The organism is Thermostichus lividus PCC 6715, assembly GCF_002754935.1.
In the GTDB taxonomy this organism is placed as follows: Bacteria; Cyanobacteriota; Cyanobacteriia; order Thermosynechococcales; family Thermosynechococcaceae; genus Thermosynechococcus; species Thermosynechococcus lividus.
This window is the reverse complement of the sequence record NZ_CP018092.1, coordinates 2,462,501-2,480,939: the sequence shown is the minus strand read 5'-3', so window position 1 is coordinate 2,480,939 and position 18,439 is coordinate 2,462,501. Positions and strand designations below refer to the sequence as shown.

Genomic DNA, 18,439 nt, shown 5'->3' with positions numbered 1-18,439 from the left:
TGGTGGCCATACCCAAGTATCTGGTGAGAATCACCTCTAGCAGCCTAACAAGGACTTAAACAGTTGCAGGCCATCTACGGTATGCCGACTGGGCGAATGGTTGAGGCTCGGATCCGCTGCCCGCTCTGGGTGAGGCATCATACCAACTACATTCCCCGCCCGATTGCAAATGCCAGCAATATTATTCAGCGATCCGTTGGGGTTACTGGCTGCGGTGACCTCACCGTTGGCATTGGCGTAGCGAAAGAGGATTTGCTGATTGACTTCGAGTTCTGTCAGTGTATCGGGGTCAGCATAGTAGCACCCTTCCCCGTGGGCAATAGGCAACTGGATGACGTCCCTGTCGCCATAGCCTTGCAACCAAGGTCGGTGCTTAGCCTCAAGACGCAGATAAACGCGATCGCAAATGAAGTGTAAATCGCGGTTGCGTACCAGTGCCCCCGGTAGTAGCTTGGCCTCGGTTAGAATTTGAAAGCCATTGCAGATTCCCAGTACCCATTTACCCGCCGCTGCATGAGACTGCACTGCTGCCATGATGGGTGAAAAGCGGGCGATCGCCCCGCAGCGCAGATAATCGCCAAAACTAAACCCCCCGGTAGCACAATTAAGTCGTAGTCTGCTATGTGGGTTTCTTCGTGCCACAGTAACTGAGTGGGCCAACCCAACACGTCGCCAGTGACGTAGGCCACATCGCGATCGCAATTAGAGCCTGGAAACACAACAATACCAACCCGCAACTGATCTCTCACAGCAGTCTGTCCATCACATCAGTGATTGGCGTGAGCTTAGCAGGGGCATGGAGCAGTTCAATATCCCGCAGCCAAATCACCCCGCGCCCCATAAATTCCACACCAATTTTAATAAAGCCCGGCGTCTGGGGGTCTGGTTTAAGATGAAACGGCACTTCACAAATATGCCAGTCGCGATCGCCTTCAAGGGACACAGTACGCGAAAAGGTCCAGCCAAAGGTTTGGGCACGACTGAGAAACAACTGCGCCCCCTCCGTCAACGCTGCCGTTTTAACCAACGCTCGACACAGCAACAATTGATCGCCTGCCTGCGCCGAAGGCACCTCTAACCAAAGATGGGCTTCAGGCATTTCAAAGAGGGGCACCGTCTGCGGCCAATGGGACTCAATCCGCCATGCTGCCCCCTCGGTTTTCAACCCAGCGCCACTAATGGGGTGGTCAATCCCTGGGCGAAAGAGCGCCACCCGCTGAAAGGGTGCCGCTGGCTCTGGCACTTGCAGCAATGGGGCAAGGGTGTCGGCAATGGACTGTAAGCCAGACTCAATCCCCGCCTTTATCCCCGCTTCAATACTGCTCAACAACTCATCCCACCAGCTAAACATGACACCCTCAGAGCGCAGACGGTGTAGCAACATCATCGAGGTCAATGTGAAAGGTTTCAATGACCGGATTTGCGAGCAGTTGATCGGCGATCGCCGCAAGTTGATGAGCGGCCGTGGTGCGATCCTCTGCCTCAAGAGTGAGTTCTACGAGCTTGCCGATGCGTACAGAGTGCACATTGGTGTAGCCCAAATGGTGAATGCCCGCTTGCACCGCCACTCCTGCTGGATCCAAGACTGAGGGTCGCAGGGTGACATAAACTCGTGCCTTGAACTCTGCCATGGGCAACACCTCAACCGGGGGTCTGATCAATTAACGACTTCACACCTTCAATCGTAGCCGGAATACTACCCGGATCCATAAATAGTACCTTGCTGCTATCACTGTGGCCAATGGTACGCCCCATATCAAGGTAGCCCTGCGCCAGTAAAAACTGCAAGGCATCCTTGGCCTTTGGATCCTCATTGAGGGCAGCGGCAATAATTTTCATTGCTTCAGCGGTGCCCTGCGCCCGCAAAATTTGATCTTGCCGCTCTGCTTGGGCACGCAAGACCACCACTTTTTGATCCGCTTCGGCAGCGAGGATGGCTGCTTTCTGCTCAGCCTCCGCGGCTAGCACCTGCGCCTCTGCTTTCCCGCGGGCAGAGTTAATCGCGGCTTCGCGCTCCCCCTCTGAGGTAAGAATGGCGGCTCGTTTCTTGCGCTCCGCGGACATTTGCAATTCCATGGATTCCTGTACTGCCTTCGAAGGCACAATGTCGCGCAACTCAACCCGATTGACCTTTACTCCCCACGGATCTGTAGCAATATCGAGATCCTTGAGCAGGGTTTCATTGACTTGGGAACGCGCTGTAAACGTTTCGTCGAGTTCCAACTTGCCCATTTCAGCGCGGATTTGGGTCAGCACTAAGTTCACCATCGCCATCTTGAGGTTTTCCACCTTGTAGTAGGCGCGCTCCATATCAATAATCCGCCAATAGACAACGGCATCCACGGTAATGGAGACATTATCGCGAGTAATGCACTGCTGCGGTGGGATGTCCAGCACTCTCTCCCGAATCGTGCCCTCATATACCACCCGATCCAAAATGGGCAGTACAAAATTCAACCCCGGTTCAAGGCGGCGACTATAGCTACCCAACCGCTCTACCAGCGCCATATTGCCCTGATTGATAATCCGTACAGAACTGGCGATACCCGATCCGCCCACGACCAGTAAAAAGAGTAAACCGAACAATTCACCCATGATTACCGTTCCCAAAATAATTCACTTCTACTCTAGTCGCTGAGGGGCTGGGCGTTATTGCTAGTAGTTCATCTTTACATTCTGTTACGTTTAGAATTGCAGGGCATTTTGGGTGACTTGAGCGATCGCCTGATCCGTGGCCTTAGGCAAATGGTAATACTTGCCTCTTGCGTGCTGAGCCAATTCTTTGCCCATCCCTGTTGAAACAAATTTACTCTCGGTATCAATCACCAAGAGTTTTAGTCCAAGACTGTGGATTTTGGCGGCGATGTCCAGAACTTCTGCTTTGACATCCGGTTTGGTATCCGGCGGCAGCGTCTCGCCTAGGGAGCGGCTGAGGGGGATATTTCCCCGTCCATCGGTAATGGCGACAATCATCACTTGGCCAATTTCGCCACTTTGACGGGCATTCAGACCAACCCGTACCGCTTGGGTTAAGCCGTGGGCTAGGGGGGAGCCACCCCCACAGGGCAATGTTTCTAAGCGCCGTCGGGCAGCTTCAATGGAGCGGGTTGGGGGTAGCAAGACATCGGCCTGTTCGCCACGAAAGGGAATGAGCGCCACCATATCGCGGTTTTGGTACGCTTGGGTCAATAGCCGTAGTACAGCGCCTTTGGCAGAGTTCATCCGGTTGAGAGCCATGGAGCCGGAGGCATCAACCACAAAAATGATAAGTGCCCCTGCTTTGCGGGCTAAGCGCTTAATGCGCAGATCGCTATTCTCAACAATTACCCGCCGGTGGGGTTGGCGCGATCGCCGCGCTTTTTGGTAAGGTGCAGCCGTGCGCAAAGTCGCATCAACGGCAATGCGTCCCTCCCGGCCACGGGGCAAAATGGGTCGGATATAGCGCCCGCGATCTTGGGAATAAATTAAACTGCGGCTGCCAGATTTCCCTTGGCGTTGGGCAATTTGGGCAAAGTAGAGCACTGATTCATCGAGGATGGTGCCATCGGCTTCAAAGACAAACTCCTCCGGAATCGGTGGCATCTCTTGCGGCTCCTCCGGTGGTGCATCGGGGTCTTCCGGCTCGTCTTCTGGCTGTGCCTCTTGGTTCTCTGGCGGTGGCGGCGGTGGCGGCGGCTGTTGCGGTGGTGGCTCTAGTTGGGTGGCTCGTGGCACAATGACCAACTCAACAGCACGGCGCAGATCTTCGGCAGTAACTTCACTGCGGCCATTCAGAGCCGCATGGGCTTTGGCGACGCGCACCGCAAAGAGTTCGGCGCGATGCCCTTGTACCCCACCTCGCAGCGCTTCTGTAACAAGGTAAGCAATCTGCTGCCGTTGAATCGTTACCTCCTTCAGCCATTCCCGCGCCAAAATAATTTGGGTACGCAGATCCTCTAGCTCACCCGCGTACTGCTCTAGAAAGGCTTGGGGAGAGTCAGCAAACCGAGTGGCCTGATCGACGGCTTCAACACGCTCATCCAACCCCAGTACTGTATCTGCTGAAAGGGCGATCGCAAAGCGATCTAAGACATGGGGTGAAACGTCCCCTTCATCGGGATTGTAGGTGGCAATGAGCAGGGGGCGGCAGGGATGGTCAAGGCTAATACCTTCGCGCTCAATTTGGTTGCGTCCCGCACTCAGGACGGCCATCAGGACATTGGCTAGTTGCTCATCAAGAAGATTAATTTCATCGACGTAGAGCACGCCACGATGGGCTGCTGCCAGTAATCCGGGCTGAAATACTGCTTCGCCCCGCTGCACCGATTGGCTCACATCGACTGCGCCCAGCAGCCGATCTTCGGTGACCCCGAGGGGAATTTGCAAAAAGGGGGCTGGGATGACTTTGGTGGGCAGTTCAACATCAGGATGAGCCTGTCGCCATGCCTGTAGCCGGCTATCCCACTCCTGCGGCCTTGCGGGATCGGGGTTGGCAATGATGGGGATGGGCAGATCGCCTTGATCAATAACCTCAATGGGGGGTAAAAGGGCATGGATTCCCCGCGCTAGGACTGATTTAGCGGTGCCACGCCGTCCAGCAATGATCACCCCCCCAAGCCAGGATCCACTGCCGCCAACAGCAGGGCAAGCTTGATGGCTTCGTGGCCAACAACAGCGGTGATGGGAAACGGGGCGATCGCGATCGTCATGGGGTACTAAGCACTTCAAACAATCAACACTTGAAAACTGTAGCCAAGCGGCCTGCTCTCTATCGTCCCATAAAACCTAGTTGTGAGGAGCTGGAATGCTACCCCACCGATCCAACGGCCAAAAGCGCAGTGCCGCCCGCCCAATCACATAGCTGCGGGGCACGACTCCCCAACAGCGGCCATCAAAGCTATTGTTGCGGTTATCCCCTAGCACCAAGTAACTCTCTGCCGGAATCACCTGCGGCTGAGCAAGGTAGGGTTGCATTCCGGCACAGGTGTCAATGCTGGTAAAGGTACCGGGGGATAGGTAAGGCTCCGCAAGGGGCTGATTGTTGACATAGACGCGACCTTGGCGCAACTCGACGCGATCGCCCGGCAAGCCCACAATGCGCTTAATAAACGCATCCCGAAACCCAGCTTGCTGAAGCGTTGGCGTGGGGTTAAACACAATGATGTCACCGCGCTCGGGGGGATGGAAATAATAGCTGATTTTTTCAATAATCAGGCGATCGTTAATCAGCAACGTCTCTTCCATGGAGCCGGTGGGGATGTAGCGGGCTTCCGCCACAAAGGTGCGAATGCCAAAGGCCAGTACTGCTGCCAGTCCAAGGGTTTTCGCCACTTCTAGCCACCATGGTTCCGGTGCTTTGGTGGGGGTCACCGTCGTAGGTTCAGGGGCATTCGTGGGCGGCAATTGGCCATCGGACATGGTAAGGAATCTCGCAAATGAACATAATTAATCTTGCACTACACGATACTATAGCCGAGAGAATTGTTTCCCATGGGTACAGGGCAGGGGAGATCAACTTTGAGGATTATTTACTTTGGCACGCCGGAGTTTGCCATTGTTCCCCTGCAGCGCCTTCTGGCTGCACCAGATGTCGAGGTTGTGGGGGTGGTCACGCAACCGGACAAGCGGCGGGGGCGTGGCAGTCAACTCATTCCTTCGCCCGTCAAGGACGTTGCCCTAGCCCATGGCTTACCTGTGTGGCAGCCCCAGCGCATTAAACAGGATAGGGATCTGCACGCTCTGCTGCGATCGCTGGCGGTGGATGTCTTTGTTGTGGTGGCCTACGGCCAGATTCTCTCACCTGACGTGCTGGCCATTCCTAGCCAAGGGTGCATTAATATCCACGGCTCTTTGCTGCCGAAATATCGCGGCGCTGCTCCCATTCAGTGGGCGCTCTACAACGGCGAAACGGAAACAGGGGTGACGACCATGCTGATGGATGCTGGTATGGATACAGGCCCGATCCTGCTGCGTAGTGCGGTGGCGATCGCCCTCGACGATACCGCCCAAACCCTTGCCCTCAAACTCAGCCACCTAGGGGCAGAGCTATTACTCAAAACCCTACGGCAACTGCCACAGTTAACTCCTCAACCCCAAGATGAGCAGCAAGCCACCTATGCCCGGCTTCTGCAAAAAGATGATTTTGCCTTAGACTGGGGGCGATCGGCACTAGAGCTCCACAATCAAGTTCGTGCCTTTACCCCCCGCGCCTTTACCTACTGGCAGGGTATGCCCCTCAAAGTCATCCAAACATGGCCCTTAACGCCGGCAGTTCAAGCAGCACTCCCCTCGGAACTTCAGGCCTACGTATCCCCACCAAGCGCCGCCGCCGCCAACGGTACCGTCATTACCCTCATTAAAGGCTGGGGGCCGGTGGTGCAAACCGCAGCGGGAGGGCTGCTCCTGCGTCAAGTCCAACTAAGTGGCGGCAAACCTCAGTCTGGCTGGGACTTTGTCAATGGTGTGCGGCTGGTCACTGGGGCATCCTTGGGCTAAGAGGCAGCCTGCTCCCCTGCCCGTAGATGGAGTACCGTTGTCTTCACGGTGGCTGCCAAAGGAATGGCCAAGAGAATGCCCAAAAAGCCAGCCACTCGTGCGCCAATCAACAGGGCAATAAACTGCCACAGTGGGTTGAGGCCAATTAAATTCCCTACTAGTTTCGGGGAAAGGAGATTGTCCTTAACTTGCTGGAGCACCACGGCAATGACTAGGATGTTCAAGGCTAGCCAAGCATCCTGAAACAAAATGAGCAGGACAACCAGTCCAATGCCAAGGGTTGCCCCCACCACAGGAATGAGTTGAGCAACACCAATAATCAGGGCAAAAAGGAAGCCAAAGTTGACCTGCAAGACAATCATGAAGGGAATTAAGGCTAAAAACATAAATAGCCCTAAAAAGAGTTGAGCTGAAAAAAAAACGCGAATATTGACCTGTAGGGAGCGATCCACCACAGTTCGCCACTCTTGGGGCAGCAGGGTGATAAGGCCACGCCAAATTTGCCCGCCGTAAAACAACATATAGACCGCTAGAATCAACACCAGCAGCGTATCCACAAACTTACCTAGGGTGGTAATGGCAACCCCCGGCAAAATGGCAGCCAACCCCTTCATTTGCTCCACAAACTCTGCGGTGAGGTCATCGACCCCCACTGGGAAGTTGTAGCGCTGGAGAACGTTATCAAGGTGTCGCAGGTTTTGGTTGCCTGTATTGGCCAACTCTGGTAGTTGTGTCAGCAATTCCTCCGCCTGTTGCAGCGCAAGGGGCAGCAGCAGCAGCAGCAGGATACTTACCACAAGTAAGGTAATAGCTAGGACGATGGCAATGGCATTGGGGCGGCTTAACCCCCGCTGGCATAACCGCTTGACCACCTGATTGAGTAAAAAGGCCAAAATGGCGGCAATGACCAAAATGTTAATCAGGTATTCAAAGTACAGGTAAAACTGCTCGACTACCCAGAGGTTGAGCACAAGAAGGGGGCCAACAAAAAAATAGCTAAGGTAACGTTGCCAACTCCCAGGTGTGCCGTACCATCTCATATTTTTTGCGAGCGATCGCGTCCCCAATAGCCTAGCGCGAGCAAGCCGAGAATAGCGAGGGTTCCCCAGCCCAAGGGGCTAGGATAAAGATAAACGGCTTCTAGGTGGTTCAAATACCCAGGCACCAAGTGCCAACTTAGGCGATCGCCCTGACGAGTGACGTTAGGATTAACCAGCGTATCGGCACGCAAGGGAGACGTGGTCACAGGTCGTGCTCCCCACAAGGTTTTCAAGCTTACGGTAAAATCCAGCAGGGCTTGCGGGGCAACCAACACCTCTTGGGTGCTACTTTGCACACCCAAGGGACGTAAATCAATGTCGTAGCGAAGACGCTCGCGCACAAAGAGTAGCCAGTTTTGATCAAAAATCTCGGCGTGGGCTGAGGAGCCAGCAAGATAGGGAATGCTGACGATCTGGCTAAGGGCGGTGGCTAACCCATGACTGGTCTCAAAGGGGATAGCCACCCGCACACTGGTCTCGTTCCGCTGTGTGACCTTGCCCCCAAGGTGCTGTACCTGTTGTACCAGTTCCCTGCTTGTTTTTGGGTCGGTTGTCGGCAGGTTGACATTGTAGGTCAGTTGACCGCCGGTTTGCCCGTGGTGCTCAATGGCTAAATCTGCCTGTACACAGCCACTGAAACAAACAACGAGGGGAAGTAAAAGCCAAAGTAGCCACCGCTGCATCACCAATGCTTGTCCTTACGCTTTGTTCGGCTATGGAAGGTCAACCCCACGCGCATCAGCGCCTAGGGGAGCACGTTTAATCTATATGACCAGATTACCGAAAAACGCCGTAAAGCCCCTAGCTTTAGCTATGGGAATATAAGGCGCATATTGTTTTATCAAGCTGAGTCTGTGATAAAATGGAACCATGAGAGTCATAGAAGCCAAGCTAAAGGGCACACAGGAGCAATATCAGTCTCTGGACGAAGCCATCCGTACCGCACAGTTTGTGCGCAACAAGTGTGTACGGTACTGGATGGACAACAAGGGCGTGGGTAGGAATGACCTCTATGCCCACTGCAAAACCTTGGCTCAAGAGTTTGATTTTGCTAAAAAGTTAAACTCAGCAGCCAGACAAGCAAGTGCAGAGCGAGCTTGGGCTTCTATCTCTCGCTTCTATACCAACTGCAGAAACAAGGAGGCAAAGAAGGGATACCCCAAATTCAAGAAGCATTGCCGCTCTGTAGAGTACAAGCTATCGGGTTGGAAGCTATCAGCGGATGGACTGTCCATCACCTTCACCGTTCGCGTAAGCGGGACGGAGTCCTTTGGCTTCAGTGCAGGTACATTTGCTCTGTACTGCAATGGAGAGGCAAGACAGTATATCCTCAACTCTAAAATCAATCGAGTGCGAGTGATACGCAGAGCAGATGGGTACTATGCCCAGTTCTGCTTGGATGTAGAGCGCAAAGAGCAAGGACAATACACAGGCAATGTCATCGGTATTGACTTGGGGTTAAAACACTTCTACACCGACCAGAACGGAAACACGGTCGATTGTCCTAAGTTTTTAAGACGTAGTGAACGGAGGTTAAAACAGCATCAACGCAGATTAAGTCGGAAGTTCAGGAAAGGGGCGAAACCTCAATCCAAGAACTACCACAAGCAAAGAAAGCGACTAGGCAAAGTACATCTGAAAGTTCAACGCCAACGTAAAGACTGGGCAATCAAGCTTGCTCGGTGCGTAGTGGCATCTAACGATGTCGTGGTGTATGAGGACTTGCAGGTGAAGAACCTAGTCAAGAATCATCATCTTGCCAAATCCATCCATGATGCTAGTTGGTCTCAGTTCACCCAATGGCTGGACTACTACGGGAAGGTGTGGGATAAGGCAGTAGTGTCAGTACCGCCGCAATACACCACACAGGACTGTACTCATTGCGGTCATAGGGTGCCAAAAACTCTATCCACTAGAACCCATAGTTGTCCTAAGTGCGGGTTTGAGTTAGACAGAGACCAGAATGCGGCTTTGAACATCCTCAAGAAGGGGCTAAGCATCTTGGGGATGGAGTGGCAAAACAGTACCTTTGGGCAAAAGGGAACTGGGGAGAAATCCCGAACGACTGGGGAGATAAGCACCTCTGCTATGGATGGGAAACCTGAAATGGTAAGTGCTGTCGCTGAACTAGTAACAAGAATCCCCTGCCTTTAGGCATGGGGAGTATGTCAACCTGAAACTTTGCGGTTCGTGCTAAACCCGCTCCAGATACTTGGCCTCTAGTAAAAAGGAGCCACGCTCTAAGCGGACAACCCAGTAATTGCCCGGCTGCTGCCCCAGGATGATCCCTTCCTCGCCAAGGGTTAATACACTGGGCGGACGGAGCATGGGCATCGGTTCAGCGGTTTTGACATAGGCGGGTAGTTCAATCAAACGGACGCGATCGCCCACAGAAAACGATTGTCCCATTGCTTTAGATGTATGACCTTCTTCTACTTTACTCCTTATCTTGTCCACCCCACCCCCATAGCTGAGGATTTCTCCTTGACTTTGTGACATTCCCCCCGTTGCAAGCAGACGGGGAATTCAAGCTATGGAGATTAAATTGATTAAGATTGAGCAGCTAAGGATCGCCACTCTTGGATCAGTATTGGTGAAACATTGAATATGATGCTTGATTGATGGAGGCTAGGAATTTCCAATCGCAGTGGCACCGCAGGGTCTAATTGCATCAAAATAGGCTGCAAATCATACTGAGCAACATTTGGTTCTGGATTGGCAGAATCCGTTTGATCAGCTTCAATTTATTGTTAATACCTTCAACAACACCACTATTTGTGTGATTATCAAAATAGGCGGTGACTTCACCAAACCACCGACAAATTGTTCTTACGCTCTCTTGAAAAGAATCCTGAGCTTGAGCTAACCAATCGAGCAATTGAAAGGTTCCATCTTTCCAATCTTTTGCTTGCTCAAAGATGGCTCTAAACGATTCCTTCTCCTGATGCATTCGAGCCAGACTTGGCACTACTTCTCGAATTTCTTCCAGTTTTGCTTTTTGCTTCTGAGTTAGATTTTCCTCCGGCTTGAGTAACGCATATTTACTTTGTTTGAGCGCGGCTGCAATCTGGGCTTTCTGGACTTCATTTACCGTCTGCTCATTCGCTTTACAAATACTTTGTCGAGCCTTATCCAATTCCTGATTCACAATTTTTATAACATGAAATCGGTCAGCAACCACCGTAGCATTCGGTAGGAGTTTATGAACCAAACTTTTATAGTTTCCAGACAGGTCAATGCTCACCTCAATAATTTGATTGAGTACTGCTGCTCCCCATGCCTCAAGCACTTGCCTCACATCTTCCTGCTTCTGGCGCTGCTGCTCATCCGCCGTTAAGAACTCCCTGATGTCGTCATCCGTGCACCCACTCAGTTCAGAGTAGAAGCCTAGGGCGATCGGCAGGTGTCTGCTGGAAGCTCGCACTGTACGGTCTAGCAGTCGGTGTTGAGTGGATGCCACAATGGGGTTGAGAGTCCATTGTCCTGACTCGTTAAGGCAAAACATAAAAAGTTGATGAGCTTATGAAAGCGATCGCCATCACCGAGTTTGGCTCTACTGACGTTCTTAAGCTACAGGATGTCCCAGATCCCGAAATTGAAGCCAACGACGAGGTTAAAATCCAACTGCGGGCAGCCAGTGTCAACCCAATTGATACCAAGCTGCGGCAGCGGGGCACCTTTTTCCCAGATCGCTTACCCGCTATCTTGGGCTGTGATGGCTCCGGCATTGTGGTGGAAACTGGCTCAGCCGTGCAGCGTCTCAAGGTGGGAGATGAAGTGTACTTTTGCTACGGCGGCTTGGGCGATCGCGGCGGTTGCTACGCGGAATATACCGTTGTTCCAGAGGTTGCTGTTGCCCACAAGCCTAAATCCCTTTCCTTCGTTCAGGCCGCAGCACTACCCTTAGCGGTCATTACGGCTTGGGAAGCCCTAGGCGATCGCGGCGGTGTGCCGGCACTCAACCTACTCTCCACCGCTCAAACCATCCTCATTCACGCCGGTGCTGGCGGTGTTGGTCATCTCGCCATTCAACTAGCGCAGCGGTTTGGGGCGAAGGTGGCCACCACCATTAGCTCTCCTGCCAAAGCCAAATTTGTGGAGCGCCTTGGAGCAGCCTTGGCCATCAACTACACCACCACAAATTGGGTCGATGCCATCCTTGAATGGACAGGAGGAATTGGGGTTGACATCGCACTGGATACCGTAGGGGGTGCCACCTTTAGCGACACCTTTAGAGCCGTACGCCCCTATGGCAGCCTCTCTACCCTATTGGAGCCAGGGGCAGACACCCCGTGGAAACTTGCTCGCCAGCGCAACCTGCTGGTTCAGTTCACCTTGATGCTCACCCCTCAGCTGTTGGGAATACCCAGCGCCTTAGCCCACCAACGCCAGATCCTCGAACAGGTCGCTACCCTCGTGGATCGCGGCGACCTTCAGGTCGTCGTGGATAAAACCTTTCCCCTCGGTGCCGCTGCCGATGCCCACCACTACCTGAGTCAGCGTTTAGTCCAAGGTAAGGTAGTGTTAGTCTTCTAGCTGGGGGATTGCCCATGCTGGCTCACGTGCTCCTCCTCAACCTCACCATTGCCCCCCTCTGGCCAGGAACACTGTATGGCCACACGGCTCAGACTCACACCTATCGATACTGCCGCGTTAACTTTGGGATGGTTAGCTATTGTGGCCGTTGGTTTACCGGCAAAACGGTACTGTGGGATCGCAACGCCTACCGAACATGTCATGTCTTCAATGGTCGGCTGAGTTATTGTGGCGCATGGTTCACTGGTGAAACAGTGATTTGGGCGAACAATGCTTACCGCACCTGCCATATTTTTAATGGTCGCCTCAGCTATTGCGGCCAGCGCTTTAGTGGGGAGGCCATTCTCAGCGAGGGGCAGTTCTAACCACCTCCCTAGAAACAGTCACAACCCGATTGCTCACGAGTGGGGCGCCCTGAGGGGATGGGTAAGCCGCCCCTGCAATTAAGAAATCACTGTAAGCTAGTAATAGGGTTGATTAAGGTTTTTTAACCTTTGCCCCTGTTTCAGCCTTGCCCTACGTGAACGACCATGTTGCGGATCATCACTCAGTTAACAGACCTACGCGCTGAACTGCGCCGCATTTGCGATCGCACCGACAGTAGCGAGATGAACCAGCAACACGCCACCGTTGCGACAATCCTTCAGCGGGTAGCTGCCGAGGGCGATCGCGCCCTCATTGAATACACCAGCACCTTTGACCACGTTGACCTGACCCCAGAAACACTACGAATTAAAGGGGATGAACTAGACGCTGCCTATCAGCAAGTCTCGAAAGAATTACTCGATGCCATCCGTCTTGCTAAGCAACAGATCGAAGCGTTCCATCGGCAGCGAGTGCCCAAAAGCTGGGTGCAGTTTGGGGAAGATGGCATTGTGCTTGGCAAACGCTATACCGCGGTTGATAGCGCGGGTCTCTACGTCCCCGGAGGTCGAGCCGCCTACCCCAGTACCGTGCTCATGAATGCCGTGCCCGCCCAAGTTGCTGGGGTCAAGCGTATTGTCATGGTCACCCCTCCCGGCCAAGGCAAGGGGGTTAGTCCAGCAGTGCTGGTTGCCGCCCAAGAAGCAGGGATTCAGGAAATTTACCGGGTGGGTGGGGCGCAGGCCATTGCTGCCCTTGCCTACGGCACAGAAACGATTCCCCGCGTTGATGTGATCACCGGCCCCGGCAACCTCTACGTCATGCTGGCCAAAAAACAGGTGTATGGTCGCGTTGGCATTGATTCCCTTGCAGGCCCATCGGAAGTCCTCATTATTGCGGATGAATATGCCCATCCCGTTCACATTGCCGCCGATCTGCTAGCACAAGCGGAACACGATCCCCTAGCGGCCGCAATTCTCCTTACCCCCAGTCTGCACCTCGCTCAAGCAGTCGTTGCTGCAGTCAATGACCAGCTTACGGATCATCCTCGCCGCCTCCTCACCGAGAAGGCGATCGCCCACTACGGCCTCATTGGCATCGTTGAGAGCTTAGAGCAGGCCATCGACCTCTCCAATAGTTTCGCTCCCGAGCACCTCGAACTAGAAGTTGACGATCCATGGAGCCTTGTGGAACGGGTGCGCCATGCCGGAGCTATTTTTCTAGGCTATGCCACCCCCGAAGCTGTCGGTGACTATCTTGCCGGCCCCAACCACACCTTACCCACCTCCGGCTCTGCGCGCTATGCCTCTGCTCTAGGGGTGGAAACGTTCCTCAAACATTCCAGCATTATTCAGTACACCCCTGCTGCCCTACTGAAACAGGGGGGAGCCGTGATAACCCTTGCCGAAACCGAGGGTCTCATCTCCCATCGCGACTCTGTCCGCCTGCGAATCGAACCGTAACCCCCCTTTTGTTGCATGGCTTACCGAAAAATGCCGTAAAGCCCCTAGCTTTAGCTATGGGGATATAAGGCGCATATTGTTTTATCAAGCTGAGTCTGTGATAAAATGGAACCATGAGAGTCATAGAAGCCAAGCTAAAGGGCACACAGGAGCAATATCAGTCTCTGGACGAAGCCATCCGTACCGCACAGTTTGTGCGCAACAAGTGTGTACGGTACTGGATGGACAACCGTGGTGTGGGCAGGAATGACCTCTATGCCCACTGCAAAACCTTGGCTCAAGAGTTTGATTTTGCTAAAAAGTTAAACTCAGCGGCAAGGCAGGCAAGTGCAGAGCGAGCTTGGGCTTCCATTTCTCGCTTCTATACCAACTGCAAGAACAAGGAGGCAAAGAAGGGATACCCCAAATTCAAGAAGCACTGCCGCTCTGTAGAGTACAAGCTATCGGGTTGGAAGCTATCAGCGGATGGACTGTCCATCACCTTCACCGTTCGCGTAAGCGGGACGGAGTCCTTTGGCTTCAATGCAGGTACATTTGCCTTGTACTGCAATGGAGAGGCAAGACAGCATATCCTCAACTCTAAAATCAACCGAGTGCGAGTGGTACGCAGAGCAGATGGGTACTATGCTCAATTCTGCTTGGATGTAGAGCGCAAAGAGCAAGGACAATACACAGGCAATGTCATCGGTATTGACTTGGGGTTAAAACACTTCTACACCGACCAGAACGGAAACACGGTCGATTGTCCTAAGTTTTTAAGACGTAGTGAACGGAGGTTAAAGCAACACCAACGCAGGTTAAGTCGGAAGTTCAAGAAAGGGGCAAAATCCCAATCTAAGAACTACCACAAGCAAAGAAAGCGACTAGGCAAAGTACATCTGAAAGTGCAACGCCAACGTAAAGACTGGGCAATCAAGCTTGCTCGGTGCGTAGTGGCATCTAACGTTCGCCTTTGGCGGCGCGGAGCGCTTTGTCGTGGTGTATGAGGACTTGCAGGTGAAGAACCTAGTCAAGAATCATCATCTTGCCAAATCCATCCATGATGCTGGCTGGTCTCAATTCACTGCTTGGCTAGACTACTACGGTAAGGTATGGGACAAGGCAGTAGTCAGCGTACCGCCGCAGTACACCACGCAGGATTGCAGTAACTGTGGGCATAGGGTCGTGAAAACCCTATCCACTAGAACTCATAGTTGTCCTAAGTGCGGGTTTGAGATGGGCAGAGACCAGAACGCAGCTCTGAACATCCTCAAGAAGGGACTAAACATCTTGGGAATGGAGTGGCAAAACGGTACCTTAGGGCATAAGGGAACCGCCCCGCAAGGGGGAACGCTTGGGGAGAGATGCACCGCTGCTTTAGAGGGGAAACCTGATGAAGTAAGTGCGCTCGCAGAACCAAGAACAAGAATCCTCTGCCTTTAGGCAGGGGGAGTATGTCAAGATAGGTTCACAATCAAGTAGGGTGCTTCAAACTTTCCGCCCTGCACAGGTTTTCCCTTAAGGCTGGGGGGCAGTTCAATGTGGCGGCGTTGGTCTCCTGCCTCGACCGTTAACTCACCGCTAAACTCACTGAGCTTTACTTGCTCCTTGCGAAACCCGGGCAGAAAAATACGTACCTGCTGTTGCACCTCATCAAATTCGTGGGGAGCAGGGGCACTCGCTAGGTTGTTAAAGTCAGGCAAGCTGGGTACAAGGGACTGCCAAGCTCTAAGGTCGGTCGGGAGGGTTGAAATCCGTAACGGTGCAAAGGCTTGATTGACATCAGGGGTTGCCTCTCCCAAACAAAATACCTCAGAAATCGGCACATTCACCTGTTGAGCACTCCCCCACAACCATTGCGTCTGGGCAATCTCAAGCGCGGCAGGACTGGTTAGCAAAAATACCGATAGCCGCTGCCCATCTGAAGCAATCGTCACACCGCGATCCACCCATTCCTTGGCTTGGGCAAGTCGCTCATTAATTTTTTGGGTATCAATGTTCGCAGCCATAATGGCGCTGGCGATCGGCCCACCCATAGCAGTCGCAATTTTGTTAATATCCAGTTGCTCTAACAATCGGCGAAACCGGCGATAGTACCAAGCCAGTCCTTGAGGCAATCCTATCAACCGCAACGTATCTCGACTATTCGCACCTGCGTAAACAATCACATCGTACTCGCCACTGCTGTAATAGACCCGTAGGGCATTTAGGGTCAACAGCATATCCATACCAGGCAAAATCATCAGTTCACCCGCATAGACCTTGCCGACCAGCTCCGGCGGTAAATAGGACTCCACAAGGCGATTGAGATCATCCCAAGCCATATCCAAGCTTTGAGTAGCAAACAGTTGTGTTACGCAAAGGCGATCGCCAACAGATACCGCTTGAGACCCAGTTTCTTTATATACATCACCAATTAAATACTGCAATGTGGTTGCCGGTGCTGGCAACGCCAAGAGGGTTCGTTGCTGATGTTCAGCAAACCACTGAGCAACCGCTAGACCAAGAGCCGTTTGCTGCTCTGGGGTTGACCCTAAAAAAGTGACAATGCGTGTCATGGAAGCCTAGAAAGAGATGGGTAGTACTTGGACTATGGTATCGGCAAACGTTCAATAGAACACTCCCCTTAGCGCCCCACAGAATCCCCTTAAAAGCCCCCTAAAGGGCATGAAGGATAAATCCCCTAGCTTTATGGGTTCACCCTGCTTCTTGGCTGTTTTAGAACCCTTTGGCTGCCATTTACCTTTTGGTAGCTATTTACGGATGTTTAGGGTTGATCAGCCCTTTCCGTGAACCGGGGTGTGTAGTGCTCCCTAGCTTAATTTCCTCTTTTCAGAACTTTTTATCGTAGATCTCTAAGATCTCTACTACTACTGATCTTATAAATATTCTTATAGTAGTAGTAGGGGCTGTGGAAAATGTGGAAAAACATAGTAAACCCCTGACCCTGACTTGGTTTGAGCCTATTCATTCCTGTGGAAAACCTGTGGAAAAAATTGGGTAGTTTTCCACAGGCGATTAAATGCTTAATAAAAGAATAAAAAGATTTCCACAATTTTCCAGAGTTTTTCTATAGTTTTCCCCAGATTTTCCCCAGATTTTTCCACAGGCTTTTTGGAGTTTTCCACAGGTTGGCGCAAGGATTTTCCGTATTTTTACGATTCCCCCATCGGGGCGATCGCCGCCATACTGAATTCACGATGACCTCATCGCTTAAATTTCGTCAGTTATTTGGATTCCCTGATGTCATACGTCGATGGTCAATCGGCCACACTCGAACAAGTTATTGGCCACCTATCCCCTGTTGAGCAAATTCGGATGCTAATGCACCATCCTTACTTCACCGGGCGCTGTCCCGAATGTCGACAACCCATCCATCATTCCAATGTTGCCCTTGGCCAGTGCCACTGCTCCCACTGTGGCTGGCACGATCAAGGTTCGGCCGTTACGGCAGGTCTTCAAGAGTGGCAACAGGACTAACTCAAAAATCTTTAGTACAAATAAATCCCCCTTTACTTGGCCGGTTGCCTTGAGGTATCAGGAGGCAGCATTTTCCTGTTGGGGGACAAAACTAACCACGATCGCCACCATTAGCCACCATAGGGTTGCAACCTCCGGGCGAAACCATATCGTATCCACCAAGCCATGGGTCAGCATTCCCGCCATTGTGGCCACCGTTGCCATCAGCCAAAACCCTTGAGGATTGTTCCTAGCACGTAATTGGCCTAAACATTGCCAAGCGCGATCGCCCACCAACAGCAATAACCACAGGAAAACGCCAAACCCAATCACGCCCACTTCCACCAGTAATTCCAAAAAAATCGAGTAGGCACTCAACGCCGTAAACCGTACATTGACTTGGTACAGCGGATAAATTTGATTAAACGCCACATTCCCGGGGCCAATCCCCAGCCACGGGCGCGCTTGAATCATTTGCTGTACCCCCATCCACACATTAATTCGGAAATTATTGCTACTGTCTCCCCGCGCAGCAAAAATACTGCCCGCTCGCTCCCGCAACGCTGGTACACTCACCACACTCCCCACCAAAGTAGCCACCAACAGTCCCAGCAGGAGGGGCACTCCCCAGCGCCGCCACCGATAGGGTAATTGCGGTAAATACCAAAACCCCAGCAGCCCCACACCAACAATCGTGGCGGTAGCCAACCCCAGCCAGCCACCCCGGCTAAAGGTCAATATCAAGCTAGCCGTATTCATCCCCAGCATCACCACTGCAAGAACCCTCGGTAATGTGCCCCGCCACACCGCGATCGCCGCCGCACTCAAAGGCACACTGGGCAATAAATATCCTGCCAACAGGTTGGGATTTCCTAAAAAGCTATACACCCGGGTCACATTTGCCAACGCCGACTCCGGATCCGTCCACGTGGCCAGCGGCTCTGCCCCAAACAGCCACTGCCGGATAGCTTCGACACTCACCCCTAAAGCCGTTAACAAATAAACCGTCAGCAGGCGCGATCGCCACCGCTCATCACGCATCACCCGCTCTGCCAAAGCAAAAAACAGCACGTACAAGCTGAGCTTCCCTAACCCCACAACAGCAGCCCGTGGCACCGGTGACAG

General features: G+C 52.7%; 17 protein-coding genes and 3 pseudogenes (1 of these 20 only partly in view). 7 read left to right on the top strand and 13 right to left on the bottom strand.

Translation table 11 applies throughout. The features are described 5' to 3' along the window. Positions 1–36: 36 nt before the first annotated feature. The 6 genes and pseudogenes from purQ to lepB form a co-directional block, all read right to left on the bottom strand. A pseudogene (gene purQ, locus BRW62_RS12075) lies at positions 37–737 on the bottom strand (phosphoribosylformylglycinamidine synthase subunit PurQ). An 8-nt stretch (positions 738–745) separates the two neighbouring features. Beyond that, positions 746–1,351: a hypothetical protein gene (locus tag BRW62_RS12070; protein ID WP_099799951.1), complete on the bottom strand. Its 606-nt coding sequence runs from the start codon at positions 1,349–1,351 to the stop codon at positions 746–748. Positions 1,352–1,358: 7 nt separating this feature from the next. After that, a complete protein-coding gene (gene purS / locus BRW62_RS12065; RefSeq protein WP_099799620.1) occupies positions 1,359–1,631 on the bottom strand; it encodes a phosphoribosylformylglycinamidine synthase subunit PurS in 273 nt (90 codons plus the stop codon). A 10-nt stretch (positions 1,632–1,641) separates the two neighbouring features. After that, positions 1,642–2,595, bottom strand: a complete 954-nt coding sequence (locus BRW62_RS12060; RefSeq protein WP_099799619.1) for an SPFH domain-containing protein — start codon at positions 2,593–2,595, stop codon at positions 1,642–1,644. 90 nt (positions 2,596–2,685) lie between these two features. Continuing rightward, positions 2,686–4,688, bottom strand: a pseudogene (gene bchD, locus BRW62_RS12055) (magnesium chelatase ATPase subunit D). Between the two features lie 76 nt (positions 4,689–4,764). Beyond that, complete coding sequence (gene lepB, locus BRW62_RS12050; protein WP_099799618.1) at positions 4,765–5,397, bottom strand: signal peptidase I; 633 nt, start codon at positions 5,395–5,397, stop codon at positions 4,765–4,767. A 99-nt stretch (positions 5,398–5,496) separates the two neighbouring features. Between lepB and fmt the strand changes: the two genes are divergently transcribed. After that, positions 5,497–6,474, top strand: a complete 978-nt coding sequence (gene fmt / locus BRW62_RS12045; protein ID WP_198406043.1) for a methionyl-tRNA formyltransferase — start codon at positions 5,497–5,499, stop codon at positions 6,472–6,474. Here fmt and BRW62_RS12040 read toward each other — a convergent pair. Together BRW62_RS12040 and BRW62_RS12035 are read right to left on the bottom strand one after the other, a co-directional pair. After that, complete coding sequence (locus BRW62_RS12040; RefSeq protein WP_099799616.1) at positions 6,471–7,514, bottom strand: AI-2E family transporter; 1,044 nt, start codon at positions 7,512–7,514, stop codon at positions 6,471–6,473. The two genes, fmt and BRW62_RS12040, sit on opposite strands and share 4 nt — an antisense overlap. Continuing rightward, the gene (locus tag BRW62_RS12035) at positions 7,511–8,197 is read right to left on the bottom strand and encodes a DUF3153 domain-containing protein (protein WP_198406042.1); all 687 of its coding nucleotides are present in this window, start codon (positions 8,195–8,197) and stop codon (positions 7,511–7,513) included. Before BRW62_RS12035 ends, BRW62_RS12040 begins: the two co-directional genes overlap by 4 nt. A gap of 187 nt (positions 8,198–8,384) precedes the next feature. On the opposite strand from BRW62_RS12035, the gene BRW62_RS12030 reads away from it, so the two are divergent. Beyond that, the gene (locus tag BRW62_RS12030; RefSeq protein WP_099799615.1) at positions 8,385–9,668 is read left to right on the top strand and encodes an RNA-guided endonuclease InsQ/TnpB family protein; all 1,284 of its coding nucleotides are present in this window, start codon (positions 8,385–8,387) and stop codon (positions 9,666–9,668) included. Between the two features lie 39 nt (positions 9,669–9,707). On the opposite strand, the gene sipA is transcribed toward BRW62_RS12030, so the two are convergent. The 3 genes from sipA to BRW62_RS12015 form a co-directional block, all read right to left on the bottom strand. Then, on the bottom strand, positions 9,708–9,923 hold the full coding sequence (sipA, locus tag BRW62_RS12025; RefSeq protein WP_099799614.1) for a regulatory protein SipA: 216 nt from the start codon (positions 9,921–9,923) through the stop codon (positions 9,708–9,710). A 140-nt stretch (positions 9,924–10,063) separates the two neighbouring features. Then, a complete protein-coding gene (locus BRW62_RS15390; RefSeq protein ID WP_376787922.1) occupies positions 10,064–10,201 on the bottom strand; it encodes a DUF3122 domain-containing protein in 138 nt (45 codons plus the stop codon). Further along, positions 10,186–10,803 (bottom strand): transposase, encoded by a 618-nt coding sequence (locus BRW62_RS12015; RefSeq protein ID WP_157768370.1) that lies wholly within the window; start codon positions 10,801–10,803, stop codon positions 10,186–10,188. Before BRW62_RS12015 ends, BRW62_RS15390 begins: the two co-directional genes overlap by 16 nt. 233 nt (positions 10,804–11,036) lie before the next feature. Between BRW62_RS12015 and BRW62_RS12010 the strand changes: the two genes are divergently transcribed. The 4 genes and pseudogenes from BRW62_RS12010 to BRW62_RS11995 all read left to right on the top strand — a co-directional run bounded on the left by BRW62_RS12010 (position 11,037) and on the right by BRW62_RS11995 (position 15,298). Next, the gene (locus BRW62_RS12010) at positions 11,037–12,050 is read left to right on the top strand and encodes a zinc-dependent alcohol dehydrogenase family protein (RefSeq protein WP_099799611.1); all 1,014 of its coding nucleotides are present in this window, start codon (positions 11,037–11,039) and stop codon (positions 12,048–12,050) included. 14 nt (positions 12,051–12,064) lie between these two features. Continuing rightward, positions 12,065–12,415 (top strand): hypothetical protein, encoded by a 351-nt coding sequence (locus BRW62_RS12005; RefSeq protein ID WP_099799610.1) that lies wholly within the window; start codon positions 12,065–12,067, stop codon positions 12,413–12,415. A gap of 165 nt (positions 12,416–12,580) precedes the next feature. Further along, positions 12,581–13,876 (top strand): histidinol dehydrogenase, encoded by a 1,296-nt coding sequence (gene hisD / locus BRW62_RS12000; protein ID WP_099799609.1) that lies wholly within the window; start codon positions 12,581–12,583, stop codon positions 13,874–13,876. A gap of 113 nt (positions 13,877–13,989) precedes the next feature. Beyond that, positions 13,990–15,298 (top strand): annotated as a pseudogene (locus tag BRW62_RS11995) (RNA-guided endonuclease InsQ/TnpB family protein). Positions 15,299–15,312: 14 nt separating this feature from the next. Here the strand turns inward: BRW62_RS11995 and BRW62_RS11990 are convergent. Beyond that, complete coding sequence (locus BRW62_RS11990) at positions 15,313–16,413, bottom strand: Get3/ArsA fold putative tail anchor-mediating ATPase NosAFP (RefSeq protein WP_099799608.1); 1,101 nt, start codon at positions 16,411–16,413, stop codon at positions 15,313–15,315. A gap of 685 nt (positions 16,414–17,098) precedes the next feature. Between BRW62_RS11990 and BRW62_RS11985 the strand changes: the two genes are divergently transcribed. Next, positions 17,099–17,335 (top strand): hypothetical protein, encoded by a 237-nt coding sequence (locus tag BRW62_RS11985; RefSeq protein WP_099799607.1) that lies wholly within the window; start codon positions 17,099–17,101, stop codon positions 17,333–17,335. Positions 17,336–17,392: 57 nt separating this feature from the next. Here the strand turns inward: BRW62_RS11985 and BRW62_RS11980 are convergent, their stop codons facing one another. Beyond that, positions 17,393–18,439: the 3' portion of an IctB family putative bicarbonate transporter gene (locus tag BRW62_RS11980; RefSeq protein ID WP_099799606.1), read on the bottom strand. The gene runs 315 nt beyond the window's last position; 1,047 of the gene's 1,362 nt are visible here — the last part of the coding sequence; its start codon lies beyond the right edge, outside the window — the gene reads right to left on this strand; its stop codon occupies positions 17,393–17,395.